Below are 18,187 nucleotides of genomic sequence, written 5' to 3' on the forward strand. Positions count from 1 at the left end.
GTTGTAGGCCGGGTAAGGCGTAGCCGCCACCCGGCAAAATGCTCAGAACGGAAACAGGACCGGTATCAGTACCACGCACACCACCATCACCAGCACGGTGAACGGCACGCCCAGCTTCACGAAATCGCTGAATCGATAGTTCCCCGGTCCCAGCACCAGCGTGTTCACCGGTGAAGAGACCGGCGTCATAAATGCCGCGGATGCGGCCATCGCCACCATCATCGCAAACGGATACGGCGACACGCCCATGGACTTCGCCATCGCCAGCGCGATAGGCGCCATCAGTACCGCCGTCGCGGTGTTCGAGATAAACAGGCCGATGGTGGCGCACATGATAAACAGGCAGACCATCATCATGTACGGCCCATACCCGCCGCCCACGTCCATTAAGCCTTTAACGATCAGATCCACCCCGCCGGTTTTTTGCAGCGCCAGGGCGAAGGGCATCATCCCGACAATGAGAATGATGCTCGGCCAGTGAATGGCTTTATAGGCGCTTTCGGCGTCAATGCAGCGGAATTTGCCCATCAACAGGCAGGCGATAATTGCAGCGACCGGATTGGGGATCTCATCGGTCAGCATCAGCGCCACCATCAGCACCAGACAAAAAATCGCGTGTGGCGCCTGGCTGTGTGCTGGCGATGCATCGCTCTCCTCAACAGGCATGTTGAGCACCACAAAATCACGCCCTTTTTGTCCGAGCTGGCTAATGAGCTTCCAGTTACCGACGACGAGAAAGATATCGCCCAGCAGGATCGGCTCATCCACCACTGCCCCTTCCATCGCCACGCCATCGCGCTTCAGGCCCACGACGTTCAGGCCATAGCGGGTACGGAACCCCATCTCCCGCACGGTTTTACCCAACAGTTCCGACTCCGGGATCAGCGACACCTCGGCCATGCCGACATCCAGCGCCTGATCGGAGAAATACTCCCCGCGTAGCACCATCGGCTCCAGCAGCTGTTCGCTGCAGAACTCGCGCAGGTCCACATCCGCGGTGGACATATCAATCAGCAGGACGTCACGGGCGCGGAATTCCGACACCCCGTTGACGTTGACGATCACCCGACGAAACCGTCGCCAGCGCTCTACGCCGATCACATTCGCGCCATAGCGCTCACGCAACTTCAGGTCATCCAGCCTCTGTCCCACCATCGGCGAGCCGGGGCGAATAGCCAGACGGCGCGCGCGCCCGGTAAGGCGGTACTCCTTAATCAAATCGCGGAAGGTGCGTCGCTTCCATCCTTCTTTGTTTTTGTCCTGTTTTTCACCCTTCAGGGCGAACCTGGTCAGCAGCATATAGACCACGCCCATGACCAGAATGACCAGCCCAAGCGGGGTGACGCTGAAAAAGCTGAAGCCCTCAAATCCTTCCCGGATCAGTTCGCTGTTAACAACCAGGTTCGGCGGCGTTGCCACCAGCGTCATCATCCCGCTGATCAAACCGGCAAAACTCAGGGGCATCATCAGGCGCGACGGCGAGCTCTGCATCCGCATGGAAACACTCAACACCACCGGGATAAAGATGGCGACCACGCCCGTGGAGCTCATAAACGCCCCCAGCCCGGCGACGGTCACCATCAGGTAGATCAACATCTTGGTTTCGCTGCTGCCCGCCACCTTCACCAGCCACGACCCCATGATGGTCGCCACGCCGGTGCGCACCAGCCCATCCCCGATGATAAACAGGGCAGCAATCAGGATAACGTTGGGATCGCTAAATCCGGAGAAGGCTTCCGGCAGCGTCAGCGTTCCGCTCAACACAAACGCGACGATGACAAACAGGGCGACGGCGTCCATGCGTACCTTGCCCGTGGCAAAAAGAATGATGGCGATTAAAAGCAGGCTCAGGACCCAAATCAGTTCACCGTTCACAACCTATCCTTGTCAGTGGAAGATGAGGAATTTTGCCATAAAAAAGCCCCAGCAATGTGGGGCCATATCATGGGATTACACTTTTAGCGAGACGGTTACAACTCCGTCAGAGGCTTTTGAAACAGACAATGCCGTCAGGGAATCCAGCACTAAATCTGCCTCCTCCAGGCGGGGAGAACCGGCCGGAACGTTAACGGCGATGACGTGGCTCCCTGCGTTCAACCCGGCCAGTACGCCAGCCGCCGCATCTTCCACCACCACGCACTCTGCAGGATCGAGGCCCAGCAGTTCAGCGCCCAGTAAAAATGCGTCAGGCTCCGGTTTACCCCGCTTCACGCGCTCCGCCGTGATAAACACGTCCGGCGTCGGCAACCCTGCCGCCTTGTGTCGGGCGTGGGCAACCGGCACGGAACCGGAGGTGACGATAGCCCACGGGATCTGCGCCTCGTTCAGATGTTCAAGCAGTTCGCGCGCGCCCGGTAACGCGGTGATGCCGTCCGTATCGGTGGCTTCAATGTGTTCCAGGTATTTGAACTCCGCCTGAATGTCGTCCTCAGAGCGTCCGGCCAGGAAGTGCCGTAGCGAGGTGATGGCCTGTTTGCCATGGATAAAATTCAGCACGTCCTGATGGTCGATGCCATGTCTGTCAGCCCAATGGCACCAGGAACGTTCCACAACCGGCAGCGAATCCACCAGCGTACCGTCCAGATCAAACAGAAAACCTCTACACTGCACACGCACCTCCGTCAGGCATTAATGATTTGTTGAATTTCGTTGCTGCTTAAATGGTACTGACGCGGGCAGGCATGCCACGCGCTCAGCATGCGCTGATATTTATCCCACATCGGGGTCTGCGCGTTGAAGCCGTGGGTACCCGCGTCAAAGTGGGTATAACGCCCTTCCGTATTCACCATAAAGCGAACATAGCTCAGATAACGCGCTTCCGTTGCGGCATCAAAGCCTAAGAAAGTGACGCGACGCTCGTCAATGGACTGTTGATCTTTGAGATTTGTCCAGGAGACGTGCAGGGCGTGATACATCTCCATAATGTCGATCACGATGCGACAGGTTTCTTCTTTCAGCTCGCCAAACTCGCGGTCCAGTTCGCGCATTTGCAGACCAAAGCCGCGTTCGACGATGGTTTGCAGGCGGCTGTAGCGCGCAGCGTTGTCGGGATCAAGCATAGTCATCATCTTGTACTGGTTGGACAAAATCAGACGTTGAGCATGGGTCATTTCCATCTTTCGACTCCTGTAGCGCATTGCACTTAAAAAAAAGACACGGTAACTGATTGTTACTGTGCCCTCTTTTCGTCGTCGTTTCGATGATCAATCACAAATCATCGAGGAATGTTTTATCCAGTTGCTTAAAAGCACGCTTTAACGTGTCCGCCAGCGCCTGGTAATCCGGCTTGCCTTCCACCGGGGCGAGCGCCTGACCGGCCTCTTCCAGCTTACCGCGCACTTCATAAAACCAGTGTAAAATAGAAGGAGGAAGTGGCGTGATGGACCGTTTACCTAACCACCACAGGCCCTGCATCGGCAGGCTTAATGCGAAGAGCGCCGTGGCAACGGCAGGTCCAAGCTGCCCACCCAGCGCAATCTGCCAGCACAGCGTAAAGATAGCGACAGGCGGCATAAAGCGAATCGCATAGCGCGTGGCGCGGATGGTGCGATTCTCAATAAACATCGGCGCAAGGCGCTTTTCCATTGGCCACGTCTTTGCGTAATGCTGTCCCCGACGAAACAGACTGAAGAAATTTACGGACGGGTTCTCTGGTGTCGACATGGCTGTACCTCAACTTCACATATAAAAATTAAAATTTTCGTGCAAAACCACAACAAGCTATGACAACGTTCAAAATATTTTGTCATCTCTACCCCGTATCGGGTATCCTGTGCCAGCCTGATAGGGCCATAGACGAGAATCATTAGCTCGTCAAATTATTGCATATTATGCCATTGGCTGAAAATTGTGCAAAATGGCATAAAATCATAGTTATTTCTTCCATCATGCCACAATGTTCGTTTGGCATGATGTTAATCATAAATGTCCGAGTCATCATGCGTTACGCTGTTAGACTCACTGACGTTTTTTTAGCCACGTATCAATAATAGGTACTTCCATGTCGAGTAAGTTAGTACTGGTTCTGAACTGCGGTAGCTCCTCACTGAAATTCGCCATCATCGATGCGCTCAACGGTGACGAATACCTCTCTGGTTTGGCCGAATGTTTCCATCTGCCTGAAGCACGTATCAAGTGGAAGATGGACGGCAGCAAACAAGAAGCGGCTTTAGGTGCAGGCGCCGCTCACAGTGAAGCGCTGAACTTTATCGTTAACACTATTCTGGCACAAAAACCAGAACTGTCTGCTCAGCTGACTGCGATTGGTCACCGTATCGTCCACGGCGGCGAAAAATACACCAGCTCCGTCGTGATCGACGACTCTGTGATCCAGGGCATCAAAGACTCTGCCTCTTTCGCACCGCTGCACAACCCGGCTCACCTGATCGGTATCGCTGAAGCGCTGAAATCCTTCCCGAATCTGAAAGACAAAAACGTGGCCGTATTCGACACCGCGTTCCATCAGACCATGCCGGAAGAGTCTTACCTCTATGCCCTGCCATACAGCCTGTACAAAGAGCACGGCGTACGTCGTTACGGCGCGCACGGCACCAGCCACTTCTATGTGACTCAGGAAGCGGCAAAAGTGCTGAACAAGCCGGTTGAAGAGCTGAACATCATCACCTGCCACCTGGGCAACGGTGGTTCTGTATCGGCTATCCGCAATGGTAAATGTGTTGATACGTCCATGGGTCTGACCCCGCTGGAAGGTCTGGTGATGGGTACCCGTTCCGGTGACATCGACCCGGCGATCATCTTCCACCTGCACGACACCCTGGGCATGAGCGTTGACCAGATCAACAAAATGCTGACCAAAGAGTCTGGCCTGCTGGGTCTGACCGAAGTCACCAGCGACTGCCGTTACGTTGAAGACAACTACGCAGAGAAAGAAGACGCTAAACGTGCAATGGACGTTTACTGCCACCGTCTGGCGAAATACATCGGCTCTTACACTGCGCTGATGGAAGGCCGTCTGGACGCGGTTATCTTCACCGGTGGTATCGGTGAGAACGCGGCAATGGTTCGTGAACTGTCCCTGGGCAAACTGGGCGTTCTGGGCTTCGAGGTTGATCACGAGCGTAACCTGGCTGCCCGCTTCGGCAAGTCTGGCTTCATCAACAAAGAAGGCACCCGCCCTGCTCTCGTTATCCCAACTAACGAAGAACTGGTCATCGCGCAAGACGCGCACCGCCTGACTGCCTGATTCCACACCGCCAGCAATGCTGGCGGTGCTGTTTTGTAACCCGCCCCATTTGGGCGGTAACGAAAGAGGATAAACCGTGTCCCGTACTATTATGCTGATCCCTACCGGAACCAGCGTCGGCCTGACCAGCGTCAGCCTTGGCGTTATCCGTGCTATGGAACGCAAAGGCGTTCGTCTGAGCGTCTTTAAGCCAATCGCCCAGCCACGTGCCGGTGGCGATGCGCCAGACCAGACCACCACCATCGTTCGCAAGAACTCCAATCTGCCGGCGGCCGAACCGCTGAAGATGAGCCACGTTGAATCTCTGCTGTCCAGCAACCAGAAAGACGTGCTCATGGAAGAGATCATCGCCAACTACCATGCTAACGCGCAAGACGCGGAAGTGGTGCTGGTTGAAGGTCTGGTGCCAACCCGCAAACACCAGTTTGCCCAGTCTCTGAACTTCGAAATCGCGAAAACCCTGAACGCAGAGATCGTTTTCGTGATGTCTCAGGGCACTGATACCCCAGAGCAGCTGAACGAGCGTATCGAACTGACGCGCAGCAGCTTCGGCGGCGCGAAAAATACCAACATCACCGGCGTGATCGTCAACAAGCTGAACGCGCCAGTGGATGAGCAGGGCCGTACTCGCCCTGACCTGTCCGAGATCTTCGACGACTCGTCCAAAGCGAAAGTCATCAAAGTTGACCCGGCTAAGCTGCAGGAATCCAGCCCGCTTCCGGTTCTGGGCGCGGTGCCATGGAGCTTCGATCTGATTGCCACCCGTGCAATCGACATGGCGCGTCACCTGAACGCGACCGTGATTAACGAAGGCGACATCAACACCCGTCGCGTGAAGTCCGTGACCTTCTGTGCGCGTAGCATTCCGCACATGCTGGAACACTTCCGCGCAGGTTCCCTGCTGGTGACTTCCGCAGACCGTCCTGACGTTTTGGTTGCAGCCTGTCTGGCCGCAATGAACGGCGTGGAAATCGGTGCGATCCTGCTGACCGGTGCCTACGAGATGGACCCACGCGTCAGCAAGCTGTGCGAACGCGCGTTCGCTACCGGCCTGCCGGTCTTCATGGTGAACACCAACACCTGGCAGACCTCCCTGAGCCTGCAGAGCTTCAACCTGGAAGTGCCGGTTGATGACCACGAGCGTATCGAGAAAGTTCAGGAATACGTTGCGGGCTACATCAACGCAGACTGGATCGAATCCCTGACCGCGACCTCCGAGCGCAGCCGCCGTCTGTCTCCTCCAGCATTCCGTTACCAGCTGACCGAGCTGGCGCGTAAAGCGGGCAAACGCGTTGTTCTGCCAGAAGGCGACGAACCACGTACCGTTAAAGCAGCTGCTATCTGTGCAGAGCGCGGCATCGCGACCTGTGTGCTGCTGGGTAACCCGGATGAGATCAACCGCGTAGCGGCCTCTCAGGGCGTTGAGCTGGGCGCAGGCATCGAAATCGTTGACCCTGAAGTGGTTCGCGAAAGCTACGTTGCCCGTCTGGTTGAGCTGCGTAAGAGCAAAGGCATGACCGAAGCCGTTGCGCGTGAGCAGCTGGAAGACAACGTGGTGCTGGGGACGCTGATGCTGGAGCAGGACGAAGTTGACGGTCTGGTTTCCGGTGCGGTTCACACCACGGCGAACACCATCCGTCCACCGCTGCAGCTGATCAAAACCGCGCCAGGCAGCTCTCTGGTGTCTTCCGTGTTCTTCATGCTGCTGCCTGAACAGGTTTACGTTTACGGCGACTGCGCGATCAACCCGGATCCAACTGCAGAACAGCTGGCTGAGATCGCTATCCAGTCCGCAGACTCCGCGACCGCTTTCGGTATCGAGCCGCGCGTGGCGATGCTCTCCTACTCCACCGGCACCTCAGGTGCAGGTAGCGACGTAGAGAAAGTGCGTGAAGCGACCCGTATTGCGCAGGAAAAACGTCCTGATCTGATGATCGACGGCCCGCTGCAGTACGACGCCGCGGTCATGGCTGACGTTGCGAAATCCAAAGCGCCGAACTCACCGGTTGCTGGTCGCGCTACCGTGTTCATCTTCCCGGATCTGAACACCGGTAACACCACCTACAAAGCGGTACAGCGTTCTGCCGACCTGATCTCCATCGGGCCAATGCTGCAGGGCATGCGCAAACCTGTGAACGACCTGTCTCGTGGCGCACTGGTAGACGATATCGTTTACACCATCGCGCTGACGGCGATCCAGTCTTCGCAGCAGCAGTAATGTATTGCCGGATGGCGCTTCGCTTATCCGGCCTACAGGACCGTAGGCCCGGTAAGCGCGAGCGCCACCGGGCAACAAAAAGGCGACCACTTAACCGGTCGCCTTTTTTATTTACAGCAGCTCGCGCGCCGCCGATACAATGTCATGTGCCGTCAGGCCATACTCTTTCTGCAGGAAATCCTGCGTCCCCACCTGGCCGTAACGCTCCTTGACGCCCACCCGCCGCATCGGCACCGGGCAAGTTTCCACCAGCACTTCCGCCACCGCCGACCCCAGCCCGTTGTAAATGCTGTGGTTTTCACAGGTCACGATGCGCCCGGTTTTCTCGGCGTAGTTTTTCACCAGCATCCGGTCGATGGGTTTCAGGGTAAACATGTCGATGACCGCCGCGCTGACGCCCTCCTGCTCAAGCTGCCGCGCCGCCTCAAGGGCTTCTGCAACCATGATGCCGTTGGCTATCAGCGTAATATCGCTCCCCTCGCGCAGCACGTTACCTTTTCCAATGGTGAAGGTGGAGCCCGGCGCATAGACGCTCGGCGCCTGCTTACGGATGGTCCGCACCCAGTAGAAGCCGTCGAGATCGATAAGCTGGCGCAGCACGTCCTCAAACATCACCGCATCAGTGACTTCCAGCACCACCGAGTGCGCCAGACCGCGTACGATGCCCATATCCTCAAACGACATATGCGTTCCGCCGTTGTGGCAGGCCGTCACGCCCGCATCCGACGCTATCACCTTCACGTTGTTGCGCTGATAGTCCAGGGACATAAACAGCTGGTCAAAACAGCGGCGGCTGGCAAAGGCGGTGAAGGTGTGAACGAACGGCTTACGTCCGGTAAGCGACAGCCCGGCTGCCGTGCCGATGACGTTGGCCTCCATAATGCCGCAGTTAATCACGTGCTGCGGATAATCACGCGCCACGCCGTCCATCGCCATCGAGCTCATCAGGTCGGCTTCGAGCGCAATGATGTCACTTCCGGCCTCAATCTGTTTTGCCACGAAACCAGCGTAAACTTTACGCATCTCAACGGCGTCTTTCTGTCCTGCCGGTGCAACCTTAATCATGTGAAGCCTCCAGTTGGCGAATCGTCTCGTTGAGGGCCGCTTTGCTCTCCGCGGTCAATCGCAGATGGTGTGAGTTGCTGAGCTGCTCCAGATACGGCACCCCCTGGCCTTTGATGCTGTCGAGGATGACGACTAACGGACGCGCATCGGCTGCCGGGATCCGCGATGTCACTGCCAGCAGACCCGGAATGTCGTCCCCTTTCACCGTCACCACGTCAAAGCCAAAGGCGCGGAATTTTCCCTCCAGGTCAAACGCGCTGATGATCTCGTCCAGCTCGCCGTCGAGCTGCTGTTTGTTCCAGTCGACAAATACCGTCAGGTTGTTCAGGCGATGGTGGGCAATAAACTGGAACGCCTCCCAGCACTGCCCTTCGTTCAGCTCGCCGTCGCCGACGATGCAGAAGACCCGATTCGATCGCCCGGCCAGCCTGTGCGACAGCGCCATGCCGCCCGCGATGGAAATCCCCTGCCCCAGCGAACCGGTAGTGGCGTCCACACCGCGCGTTTTCAGGCGGTCCGGGTGGCTCGGCAGGCGCGTGCCGTTCTGGTTAAGCGTGCTCAGCTCTTCTGTCGGGAAGTAGCCCTTGATCGCCAGGGTACTGTAGAGCGCCGGGCCCGCATGGCCTTTCGACAGGACAAAGTAGTCTCGCTCCGGCCAGTCCGGATCCGCCGGGTCGATTTTCATCACCGCGCCGTACAGCACGGCCAGGGTTTCTACCACCGACATGCTACCCCCGTAGTGGCCAAAGCCCAGCTGCGTCAGTGATTTCAGCGTCTCAAGACGAATCTGACGCGCGAGTTCGGTTATCTCTTTCTCATTCATGATTTGGCTCCGGTGTTTTCCTGCGCGTTACCGTCCGCAGGTTTGTTTTTCGCGAAGACGTTGTACGCCACCAGCAGCGCGAACAGCGCCACGACCAGCCCGGTGATGGCCAGCGGCGACAGGAAGCGCGCCAGGTTGCCGAGGACAATCCCGACCGCGCCGAAGTCGGCGTCAGAGAAGGTGGTGTTCGCAAAACCAATGGCGCCGAGTACCGGCAGCAGCAGGACCGGCAGGAAGGTAATCAGCAGGCCGTTGGCAAAGGCGCCAATCATTGCCCCGCGACGTCCGCCGGTGGCGTTACCGAACACGCCCGCCGTTGCGCCGGTGAAGAAGTGCGGCACCACGCCCGGGAGGATCAGCACCCAGCTAAACTGACCGCAGATGAACAGCCCCACAATCCCGCCGAGGAAGCTGAACAGGAAGCCAATCAGCACCGCGTTAGGCGCATAGGGATAGACCACCGGGCAGTCCAGTGCAGGACGCGCGTTCGGCACCAGTTTTTCCGAAAAGCCGGTAAAGGCCGGAACGATTTCCGCCAGAATCAGGCGTACGCCCTGCAGAATGATGAACACCCCCGCCGCGAAGGTGATCGCCATGATGATGGCGTAGACGAGGTAGTTCTGCCCGGCGCTGAAGGTGGCCTCGACGTACTCGCGCCCGGCGCTCACCGCCATGATCAGGTAGATAATCATCATGGTCAGGGAGATGGAGATCGAGCTGTCGCGCAGGAAGCTCAGGTTCTTCGGCAGGTTCATCTCTTCCGTTGAGCGGGATCCTTTGCCGACCTTGCTGCCAATCCAGCCGGACAGCACGTAGCCCAGCGTGCCAAAGTGGCCGAAGGCAATCTCATCGTTGCCGGTAATGCGCTTCATGTAGCGCTGCGCAATCGCCGGGAAGAAAGCCATGATCAGGCCAAGGATCAGCGACCCGGTAAAGACCAGCCCCACGCCCTCAAAGCCCGCCACCGTCAGGATCACGCCAATCATGCACGCCATATAAAACGTGTGGTGTCCGGTCAGGAAGATATACTTCAGGCGGGTAAAGCGGGCGACGATAATATTCGCCACCATCCCGAAGGCCATAATCAGCGCGGTCGCTGCACCGTATTTTTCCAGTGCAATGGACACGATCGCTTCATTGTTTGGAATAATCCCCTGGATAGTAAAGGCGTGTTCAAACATACCGCCTAAGGGATTTAATGACCCGACCAGCACCGTGGCGCCGCCGCCCAGTACAATAAAGCCCAGGATGGTTTTGATGGTCCCTTTCACCACGTCGGAAAACGCTTTTTTCTGCGCAACCAGACCGATTAACGCAATTAAACCCACCAGCACCGAAGGGACTTTTAAAATATCAACAACGAAATTCAGCGTTTCAAGGATAAACATATCCACCTCGCCTTATCAGGGTTATTGTCTTTCGAACCAGCCGCGCAGCTGCGCTTCAAGTTCGTTGATGTCGATGATGTTGTTGATCACCACCAGCTGGCTTTCCGGCACGCTGGCGCTGGCGGCTATGTCTTTTGCCATCACGAACAGATCGGCCGCGCCCGGCGTGGCTGAGGAGAGATCGGAGTGTTCAACCTCAGCTTCAATCTCCAGCTTTTTGAGCACCTTTTTAATATTCATTTCGACCATAAAACTACTGCCTAGGCCAGAACCGCAAATAGCCATGATTTTCATTGTTGTCCCCTTATTTTGAGTAGAGTACGCCCCATCACGCTGACGCGTAATGTTGTGAAAAACCGGATTAAAGAATTAAATCAGAAGCGGTTAATAATCGTTTTAATTTCCTCCAGGGTATTCACCTGATGCAGTTCGGCCATATCGGTATCGCTGGAAAATAACTCTGCCAGCGACGAGATCATCTCGATATGGCTATTTTTGTCGGGTGCCGCGAGCATAATAATGACGTCGACAGGGTCAAACTCACCGGCACCAAACGAGACGCCCTGTTTTAGTTTTAATAACGACAATCCCAGTCCTTTGGCGCCTTCCTCCGGCCGCGCATGCGGCATCGCCAGCCCTGGTGCCAGCACATAATAAGGTCCTAACGTGTGGTGCTGCTGGATGATGGCCGTGACGTATTCAGGCTCAATCACCTGCAAATCCAGCAGCGGCTTCGCGCACAGCTCCAGCGCCTGCGGCCAGTCTTCCACGCTCTCCTGCAGCGTGATGGTTGTATCATATATCCATTTTTTGAGCACTTTTCACTCCCGCGACACGCTTAAGATGAGCAAACTTTATTCAACGCATCACTGATTGACTGCGATCGCGATCACAAAGATAGCGCTACCAATCGTTATCATGCAGAAATGTGATAGCGCTATCAAATTGCAATCACGTTGCTAAATCACAGCAAAAAAAGGGATTTAAGGCGTATACTGCCTGTCACGTGAAACGAAGGAAAATAAGAACGCGTCTGGTCAGCAGGAAGGTGTATGTCTCTAACCCGAAAACGGCGCAGTACTGGTAAAGTGACACTCGCCGATGTCGCACAGCTTGCCGGTGTGGGCACGATGACCGTGTCCCGTGCGCTTCGCACGCCCGAACAGGTTTCCGATAAACTACGAGAAAAAATTGAAGCTGCCGTGCAGGAGCTGGGTTATATGCCTAATCTTGCCGCAAGTGCCCTGGCCTCGGCATCGTCATGGACGATCGCCATGGTGGTGCCCAACCTCTCCGAAGCAGGCTGCTCGGAGATGTTCGCCGGGCTACAGCAGGTACTGCAGCCTGCCGGGTATCAGATCATGCTGGCTGAGTCCCAGCATCGTCTTGAGCAGGAAGAGAAACTGCTGGAGACGCTGCTGGCGTCGAACATTGCCGCCGCTATCCTGCTCAGCGTTGAACATACCGACACCGTTCGCCACTGGCTGAAAAACGCCTCAATTCCGGTGATGGAGATGGGCGCCATGCGCGCCGATCCGATTGATATGAATATCGGGATTGATAACGTGGCGGCCATGTATGAGCTCACGGAGATGGTCATTAAGCGCGGCTATCAGAATATTGGCCTGCTGTGTGCCAACCAGGAGCAGTGGATTTTCCAGCAGCATCTGCAGGGCTGGTACAAAGCCATGCTTCGCCACCATATGTCGCCGAACCGGGTCATTAACGCGGCGATGCCGCCGAGCTTCTCGACCGGCGCGGCGCAGCTGCCCGAGTTCCTGCTGGCCTGGCCGGAGCTGGATGCGCTGGTGTGCGTCTCTGACGAGCTGGCCTGTGGCGCGCTGTACGAGTGCCAGCGCAGGCGAATCAAAGTGCCGGACGATCTGGCGGTGGTAGGTTTTGGCGATAGCGACGTGAGCCGCGTCTGTCAGCCGCCGCTGACGACCATGGCGGTGCCGCATCGTAAGATTGGAATTGAAGCCGGGAAAGCGTTACTGGAGCGCCTGAATGGCGGAGACTGGCGCGATCAAAAGCCCATCGCGTCCAGTCTGTGTCTGAGAGAGAGTTGCTGAAGCTTACTCAGCCTCTTCCTCTTTCTCTGATTTGGTCGATTCGTTATTGGCGTTGCGGCTCATCCAGAGCGCCAGCGCTTTTAACGAATCCGGCGTGAACTCGTCGCAGCGCGCGGTAATCTCCTCCGGCGTCATCCAGTTCACTTCGCTGACTTCTTCTTCCTGCAGGGCGAACGGGCCGTGAGAGACGCAGCTAAACAGCCCGCCCCAGACGCGACAGTGTTCATCCTCGAAGTAGAACTGCCCGTGCTCGGCAAACGGCACACCGGCAATGCCTAACTCTTCTTCCGCTTCACGACGCGCGGAATCCAGCAGCACTTCATCCGCCTGGACGACGCCACCTGCAGTCGCATCCAGCATACCCGGGAGAAAATCTTTCGTGTCCGTGCGGCGCTGAACCAGAATTTTACCCATACCGTCATGCACAACGATATATGTCGCACGGTGACGCAGGCGCTCCGCACGCATTTGCTCGCGGCTGGCCTGCGCGATCACTTCATTCTCTTCGTTGACAATGTCAACCCACTCTGTACTTGCCAAATGACTCTGCTCCACCATCGGGAAACCTTCTCTTCTAAGCGCTCTTTCGGCGCGTTTGCAGTTGAGGTGTAACTTACGGATTAATCGCTACCTGCGCAATAACTTGCTGATCATTAAGTGCGATAACGCTCAGGGTATTTCCTTCCAGCATGCCGTAGCTCGCAGGATACCCGCCTTTTGGGATGCTGACCGAGCCCGGATTAAAGTGATAAATCTCACCGCGTTTTTCCGCAACCGGAATATGAGTATGACCGTAAACCAGGACATCGCCAGCCGCGAGGGCCGGAAGATTATCCGGGCTGAAAAGATGCCCGTGGGTCAGGAACAGGCGGTGTTGTTCAAGCAGCACCTGTTGCCACGGTGCGGTAAGAGGGAAATGCAGCAGCATCTGGTCCACTTCGCTGTCGCAGTTGCCGCGAACGGCAATGATGCGCGAGGCGGACTGGTTGAGTTTTTCCGCGACCTGCGCAGGGGCATAGCCCTCCGGCAGCGCGTTGCGCGGGCCGTGATTCAACACGTCGCCCAAAATAATCAGCCACTGCGCACCGCTTTGTGCAAACAGGGAAAGGACACGCTCGGTAGCAGGCAGCGATCCATGGATATCCGACGCAAACATCAGTTTCATCAGTCACTCCTCGGGAAAACAGACTGCCCCCATGATACCTGAAGCGGCAGGGCTTATCAGCCCGCGCGCTTAGCCGAGAGTGCCACATAGCGCTGCACGGAGGCACGCTGCCACTGGAACGCGGCATAATCCACCAGCAGCTGCGGCACCTCATCACCGTTGAGGATCAGGCGGTTTAACATCAACGCCAGATCGGCATCGGCAATGCACCACTCGCCAAACAGGTTTGGGTTGCCATGGGCGAGCAGCGAGGTGGCAGTTTCAATCAGCTTCTGCGCGCTTTCTGCACCTTCTGCGCTGAGAGCTGGCTTTTTCACCCCGGCAAACACAACGTCCGTGGAGCGTTCGACGCGAATCGGCACCAGATCGCTTCGCAGCCACGCCTGGATCTGCCGCGCCCGGGCGCGCTTTTGCAGATCGTGAGGATAGATACGTTCCCACTCCGGGGGGGCGAACCGATCTTCCAGATACTCATCGATCGCCGACGATTCGCTCAGGGCAAATCCATCAATCTCCAGCACCGGCACGCGTCGGGTCAGATCGTAGCCCTGCCAGTGCGGTTTAAGATGCTCACCACCGTCAAGATCAACGGTCTTCAGCGTAAAGGTGAGCCCTTTTTCGGCCAGCGCAACGTATACGCTCATAACATAGGGGGAAAAGAAGTTCGCATCGGACCACAACGTGATGACGGGCTGGTTCATAACATCCTCATAGGCTGATCGGTTTTTACTCAACATATAATCTCTTTGCCTCGCTGTCACTTGATGAAAACTCACGATTTACAACAACCACCTATACTCATTTGTCATGGCACCACTCTTCGCATGGACAGGAGTTGAGAATGATCGACCTTTATTACGCCCCTACCCCAAACGGCCATAAGATCACCCTCTTTCTTGAAGAAGCCGAGCTGGATTACAGGATCATTCGCGTGGATATCAGCAAAGGCGAACAGTTCAGCCCTCTTTTTCTGGCTATCTCGCCGAATAATAAAATCCCGGCCATTATTGATAACCAGCCAGCGGACGGGGGCAGACCGTTGAGCCTGTTTGAATCCGGTGAAATTTTGCTCTATCTGGCAGAGAAAACCGGCAAGCTGCTGAGCGGCGAGCTGCGTGAGCGTCACCATACCCTGCAGTGGCTTTTCTGGCAGGCGAGCGGGCTGGGCCCCATGCTGGGTCAAAATCATCACTTTACCGCTTACGCCCCGCAGCCCATTCCTCACGCGATAGAACGCTATCAGGTCGAGACGCAGCGGCTCTATGACGTTCTGAACCGTCGGCTGAAGAAAACACCGTGGCTCGGGGGCGATCATTACAGTATTGCCGATATCGCCTGCTGGCCATGGGTGAATACGCATGAAAAACACCGAATTGACCTGGCTTCTTACCCGGCGATAAACAACTGGTTCGAGCGCATCCGGACCCGCCCGGCGACCGAGCGGGCGATGCAAAAAATCCAGCAAATTTAACCCGGTATGAGGCTGGGTGCCTGTGAGGCACTCATGTATTATGGGCAGGAAATACTGACACGGAGAAGACCTGCAATGTCACAGCCAGACGCCATTATTCGTATAAAAAATTTACGCCTGCGTACCTTTATCGGTATCAAAGAGGAAGAGATCGCCAACCGTCAGGATATTGTCATTAACGTGGTGATTCACTATCCCGCAGACAAAGCGCGCGCCAGCGAAGATATTAATGACGCGCTGAACTACCGCACAATCACCAAGAACATTATCCAGTTTGTGGAGAATAACCGCTTCTCTCTGCTGGAAAAATTAACTCAGGATGTGCTCGATATCGCACGCGAACATCACTGGGTCACTTATGCTGAAGTTGAGATCGATAAACTTCACGCCCTGCGCTACGCCGATTCCGTCTCCATGACGTTAAGCTGGCGGCGCCAGGCGTAAACCTGGAGGTTGTATGAAGATTTTGCTGACCGGCGGTACAGGCCTGATTGGTCGTCACCTCATTGCGCGTCTGCAGGCCTTGCATCACGACATTACCGTCGTCACGCGCAGCCCGGAGAAAGCGCGTCAGGTGCTGGGGGCGGGTGTCGATATCTGGAAAAATCTGGCCGATCAGCAAAATCTGGACGGCTTCGACGCCGTCATTAACCTCGCGGGTGAACCCATCGCCGATAAGCGCTGGACGGAAGAGCAAAAACAGCTGTTATGCAGCAGCCGGTGGAACATCACCGAAAAGCTGGTCGAGCTGATCCGCAACAGCCACACGCCGCCTTCCGTGCTGATTTCGGGTTCCGCAGTGGGTTATTACGGCGATCTTGGCGAGGTGGTGGTGACCGAGGAAGAGCCGCCCCATAACGAGTTTACCCACAAACTCTGCGCCCAGTGGGAGCGTATCGCCAGTGCGGCGCAAAGCGATCGAACCCGCGTCTGCCTGCTGCGGACCGGTGTCGTTCTGGCACCGAAAGGCGGCATCCTGGCGAAGATGCTTCCCCCTTTCAGGCTCGGACTCGGCGGCCCCATTGGTAATGGCCGTCAGTATATGGCCTGGATCCATATCGACGATATGGTCAACGGGATTCTCTGGCTGCTGGATAACGATCTGCGTGGGCCGTTCAATATGGTTGCACCGTATCCGGTGCGTAATGAACAGTTTGCCCACGCGCTGGGGCATGCCCTGCACCGTCCGGCAATTTTGCGCGTGCCTGCCACGGTCATTCGTCTGCTGATGGGTGAAGCGTCTGTTCTGGTATTAGGCGGACAGAGAGCGCTGCCAAAACGACTGGAAGCGGCCGGGTTTGCGTTCCGCTGGTATGAATTAGAAGAAGCGCTGGGGGATGTGGTGCGGTGAATATGGTACAGTGACAGGCCATTTTCCGAAGATATGGCGTCACAATGGCAACCATCACCACACCCCGGCTTCACCTCACCCCTTTCGAACCCACTGACTGGGCCTTCTTCCGCTCGCTGCGTGAAGATCGCGCCATCATGCGCTATATGGCCGCCATCGCCCCGGAAAAAGAGACTCGACGCGTGTTTGCCGCGCGACTCGCTGCTGCTCATGTGTTTGTCATTCGCGCCCGGGATGATGATACGCCGCTAGGCGATATCGGCCTGCAAATCAGCGCAGAGAATCGTGAAGAGGCGGATATCGGCTATACGGTTGTGCCTGCCGCGCAAGGGAAAGGTATCGCCAGCGAGGCGCTGCGCGCGGTGTGTGATTATGCGTTCAACCAGACCGGCGTGAAGGCGATTAACGCGTACGTGCTGGCGGACAACGGCGGGTCGGTGCGGGTGCTGGAGAAAGCCGGGTTTGTGCGTATGCAGGTACTGGAAAAGGCGTATGAGATTGATGGCGTGCGCTATGACGACTGGGTGTACCGGCTGGTGTGTCGTACGGCCTGAATGCCGGGCGGCACTGCGTTTGCCCGGCCTACGGTTTTGTAGGCCCGGTAAGCGAAGCGCCACCGGGCAACTGTGCTGCACTGCGGTCTGATGCCCTCTTACTTCAGGGAGCCTTTCAGGAATTGCTGCAAACGCGGGCTTTGCGGGTTCGCCAGCACCTCGTCCGGGTGCCCCTGCTCTTCAATTTTCCCCTGGTGCAGGAATATCACGTGGTTCGAGACGTTACGGGCAAAGCCCATCTCGTGCGTCACCACCACCATCGTTTTGCCCTCTTCAGCCAGCTTCTGCATGATGCGCAGCACTTCGCCAACGAGTTCCGGGTCGAGCGCGGAGGTCGGTTCGTCGAACAGCAGCACCTCAGGCTCCATCGCCAGCGCGCGGGCGATGGAGACACGCTGCTGCTGACCGCCGGAGAGATGCACCGGGTATTTCATCTGCTGGCGCTCGTCGATGCCCACTTTTGCCAGGTATTTCACCGCGCGCTCGCGGGCTTCATGCTTGCTCAGGCCAAGCACCTGAACCGGCGCTTCCATCACGTTCTCCAGCACCGTCATGTGGCTCCAGAGGTTAAAATGCTGGAACACCATCGTCAGACGCGTACGCAGCAGACGCAGCTGGTGCTTATCGGCCACCTTCAGCTGGCCGTCTTTGTCACGCACCAGATTGATGTTCTGCCCACTCACCACAATCGAGCCTTCGCTCGGCTTTTCCAGGAAGTTAATGCAGCGCAGGAAGGTACTTTTACCCGAGCCGGATGAGCCGATGATACTGATTACGTCGCCCGCATTCGCCTGCAGCGACACCCCTTTCAGCACTTCATGTTCGCCGTAGCGTTTGTGCAAATCAATAACGTTTAATTTGTTCTCAGCCATCATCT

At 56.6% G+C, this 18,187-nt stretch carries 20 protein-coding genes; 7 read left to right on the top strand and 13 right to left on the bottom strand.

All coding sequences use genetic code 11. The annotated features are described in order from the left end of the window. Positions 1-42: 42 nt before the first annotated feature. The 4 genes from ABFV38_RS15360 to yfbV all read right to left on the bottom strand — a co-directional run bounded on the left by ABFV38_RS15360 (position 43) and on the right by yfbV (position 3,663). On the bottom strand, positions 43-1,875 hold the full coding sequence (locus tag ABFV38_RS15360; RefSeq protein WP_023344589.1) for an SLC13 family permease: 1,833 nt from the start codon (positions 1,873-1,875) through the stop codon (positions 43-45). A 75-nt stretch (positions 1,876-1,950) separates the two neighbouring features. After that, on the bottom strand, positions 1,951-2,610 hold the full coding sequence (locus ABFV38_RS15365) for a sugar phosphatase (protein WP_045908726.1): 660 nt from the start codon (positions 2,608-2,610) through the stop codon (positions 1,951-1,953). 11 nt (positions 2,611-2,621) lie between these two features. Further along, entirely contained in the window at positions 2,622-3,116 is a 495-nt protein-coding gene (locus ABFV38_RS15370; protein WP_008502874.1) for a YfbU family protein, read from the bottom strand. A gap of 91 nt (positions 3,117-3,207) precedes the next feature. After that, positions 3,208-3,663 (bottom strand): terminus macrodomain insulation protein YfbV, encoded by a 456-nt coding sequence (gene yfbV, locus ABFV38_RS15375; protein ID WP_008502875.1) that lies wholly within the window; start codon positions 3,661-3,663, stop codon positions 3,208-3,210. Positions 3,664-4,000: 337 nt separating this feature from the next. On the opposite strand from yfbV, the gene ackA reads away from it, so the two are divergent. Both ackA and pta read left to right on the top strand, forming a co-directional pair. Further along, entirely contained in the window at positions 4,001-5,203 is a 1,203-nt protein-coding gene (ackA, locus tag ABFV38_RS15380) for an acetate kinase (protein ID WP_045334289.1), read from the top strand. Positions 5,204-5,279: 76 nt separating this feature from the next. Next, complete coding sequence (pta, locus tag ABFV38_RS15385) at positions 5,280-7,421, top strand: phosphate acetyltransferase (protein WP_008502877.1); 2,142 nt, start codon at positions 5,280-5,282, stop codon at positions 7,419-7,421. 111 nt (positions 7,422-7,532) lie between these two features. Here the strand turns inward: pta and ABFV38_RS15390 are convergent, their stop codons facing one another. The 5 genes from ABFV38_RS15390 to ABFV38_RS15410 form a co-directional block, all read right to left on the bottom strand. Continuing rightward, positions 7,533-8,486, bottom strand: a complete 954-nt coding sequence (locus ABFV38_RS15390) for a transketolase family protein (protein WP_348957521.1) — start codon at positions 8,484-8,486, stop codon at positions 7,533-7,535. After that, positions 8,479-9,309: a transketolase gene (locus tag ABFV38_RS15395; RefSeq protein ID WP_348957522.1), complete on the bottom strand. Its 831-nt coding sequence runs from the start codon at positions 9,307-9,309 to the stop codon at positions 8,479-8,481. Before ABFV38_RS15395 ends, ABFV38_RS15390 begins: the two co-directional genes overlap by 8 nt. After that, the gene (locus ABFV38_RS15400) at positions 9,306-10,697 is read right to left on the bottom strand and encodes a PTS ascorbate transporter subunit IIC (RefSeq protein WP_111967574.1); all 1,392 of its coding nucleotides are present in this window, start codon (positions 10,695-10,697) and stop codon (positions 9,306-9,308) included. Before ABFV38_RS15400 ends, ABFV38_RS15395 begins: the two co-directional genes overlap by 4 nt. Positions 10,698-10,718: 21 nt before the next feature. Continuing rightward, positions 10,719-10,991: a PTS sugar transporter subunit IIB gene (locus ABFV38_RS15405; RefSeq protein ID WP_024908960.1), complete on the bottom strand. Its 273-nt coding sequence runs from the start codon at positions 10,989-10,991 to the stop codon at positions 10,719-10,721. An 80-nt stretch (positions 10,992-11,071) separates the two neighbouring features. Continuing rightward, positions 11,072-11,515 (bottom strand): PTS sugar transporter subunit IIA, encoded by a 444-nt coding sequence (locus ABFV38_RS15410; protein ID WP_048029678.1) that lies wholly within the window; start codon positions 11,513-11,515, stop codon positions 11,072-11,074. 234 nt (positions 11,516-11,749) lie between these two features. Here ABFV38_RS15410 and ABFV38_RS15415 point away from each other — a divergent pair, with 234 nt between their 5' ends. After that, positions 11,750-12,769, top strand: a complete 1,020-nt coding sequence (locus ABFV38_RS15415) for a LacI family DNA-binding transcriptional regulator (RefSeq protein WP_024908958.1) — start codon at positions 11,750-11,752, stop codon at positions 12,767-12,769. A gap of 3 nt (positions 12,770-12,772) precedes the next feature. Here the strand turns inward: ABFV38_RS15415 and yfcD are convergent, their stop codons facing one another. Genes yfcD through yfcF form a run of 3 tightly spaced genes read right to left on the bottom strand, consistent with a single transcriptional unit; the run spans position 12,773 to position 14,635 of the window. Then, complete coding sequence (yfcD, locus tag ABFV38_RS15420; RefSeq protein ID WP_025757169.1) at positions 12,773-13,327, bottom strand: NUDIX hydrolase YfcD; 555 nt, start codon at positions 13,325-13,327, stop codon at positions 12,773-12,775. Between the two features lie 55 nt (positions 13,328-13,382). Then, positions 13,383-13,934, bottom strand: a complete 552-nt coding sequence (yfcE, locus tag ABFV38_RS15425) for a phosphodiesterase (protein WP_048029677.1) — start codon at positions 13,932-13,934, stop codon at positions 13,383-13,385. Between the two features lie 56 nt (positions 13,935-13,990). Next, entirely contained in the window at positions 13,991-14,635 is a 645-nt protein-coding gene (gene yfcF, locus ABFV38_RS15430; RefSeq protein ID WP_229226173.1) for a glutathione transferase, read from the bottom strand. A gap of 140 nt (positions 14,636-14,775) precedes the next feature. On the opposite strand from yfcF, the gene yfcG reads away from it, so the two are divergent. The 4 genes from yfcG (at position 14,776) to ABFV38_RS15450 (ending at position 17,310) form a co-directional block, all read left to right on the top strand. Continuing rightward, a complete protein-coding gene (yfcG, locus tag ABFV38_RS15435; RefSeq protein ID WP_348957523.1) occupies positions 14,776-15,405 on the top strand; it encodes a GSH-dependent disulfide bond oxidoreductase in 630 nt (209 codons plus the stop codon). 75 nt (positions 15,406-15,480) lie between these two features. Further along, on the top strand, positions 15,481-15,849 hold the full coding sequence (gene folX, locus ABFV38_RS15440; RefSeq protein ID WP_023616057.1) for a dihydroneopterin triphosphate 2'-epimerase: 369 nt from the start codon (positions 15,481-15,483) through the stop codon (positions 15,847-15,849). A gap of 13 nt (positions 15,850-15,862) precedes the next feature. Next, entirely contained in the window at positions 15,863-16,756 is an 894-nt protein-coding gene (locus ABFV38_RS15445) for a TIGR01777 family oxidoreductase (RefSeq protein WP_045908733.1), read from the top strand. 44 nt (positions 16,757-16,800) lie between these two features. Further along, the gene (locus ABFV38_RS15450) at positions 16,801-17,310 is read left to right on the top strand and encodes a GNAT family N-acetyltransferase (RefSeq protein ID WP_348957524.1); all 510 of its coding nucleotides are present in this window, start codon (positions 16,801-16,803) and stop codon (positions 17,308-17,310) included. Between the two features lie 98 nt (positions 17,311-17,408). On the opposite strand, the gene hisP is transcribed toward ABFV38_RS15450, so the two are convergent. Then, the gene (gene hisP, locus ABFV38_RS15455; protein WP_045908735.1) at positions 17,409-18,182 is read right to left on the bottom strand and encodes a histidine ABC transporter ATP-binding protein HisP; all 774 of its coding nucleotides are present in this window, start codon (positions 18,180-18,182) and stop codon (positions 17,409-17,411) included. Positions 18,183-18,187: the final 5 nt, after the last annotated feature.

Origin of the sequence: Enterobacter cloacae complex sp. Mu1197, assembly GCF_040059225.1 — a bacterium.
In the GTDB taxonomy this organism is placed as follows: domain Bacteria; phylum Pseudomonadota; class Gammaproteobacteria; order Enterobacterales; family Enterobacteriaceae; genus Enterobacter; species Enterobacter quasiroggenkampii.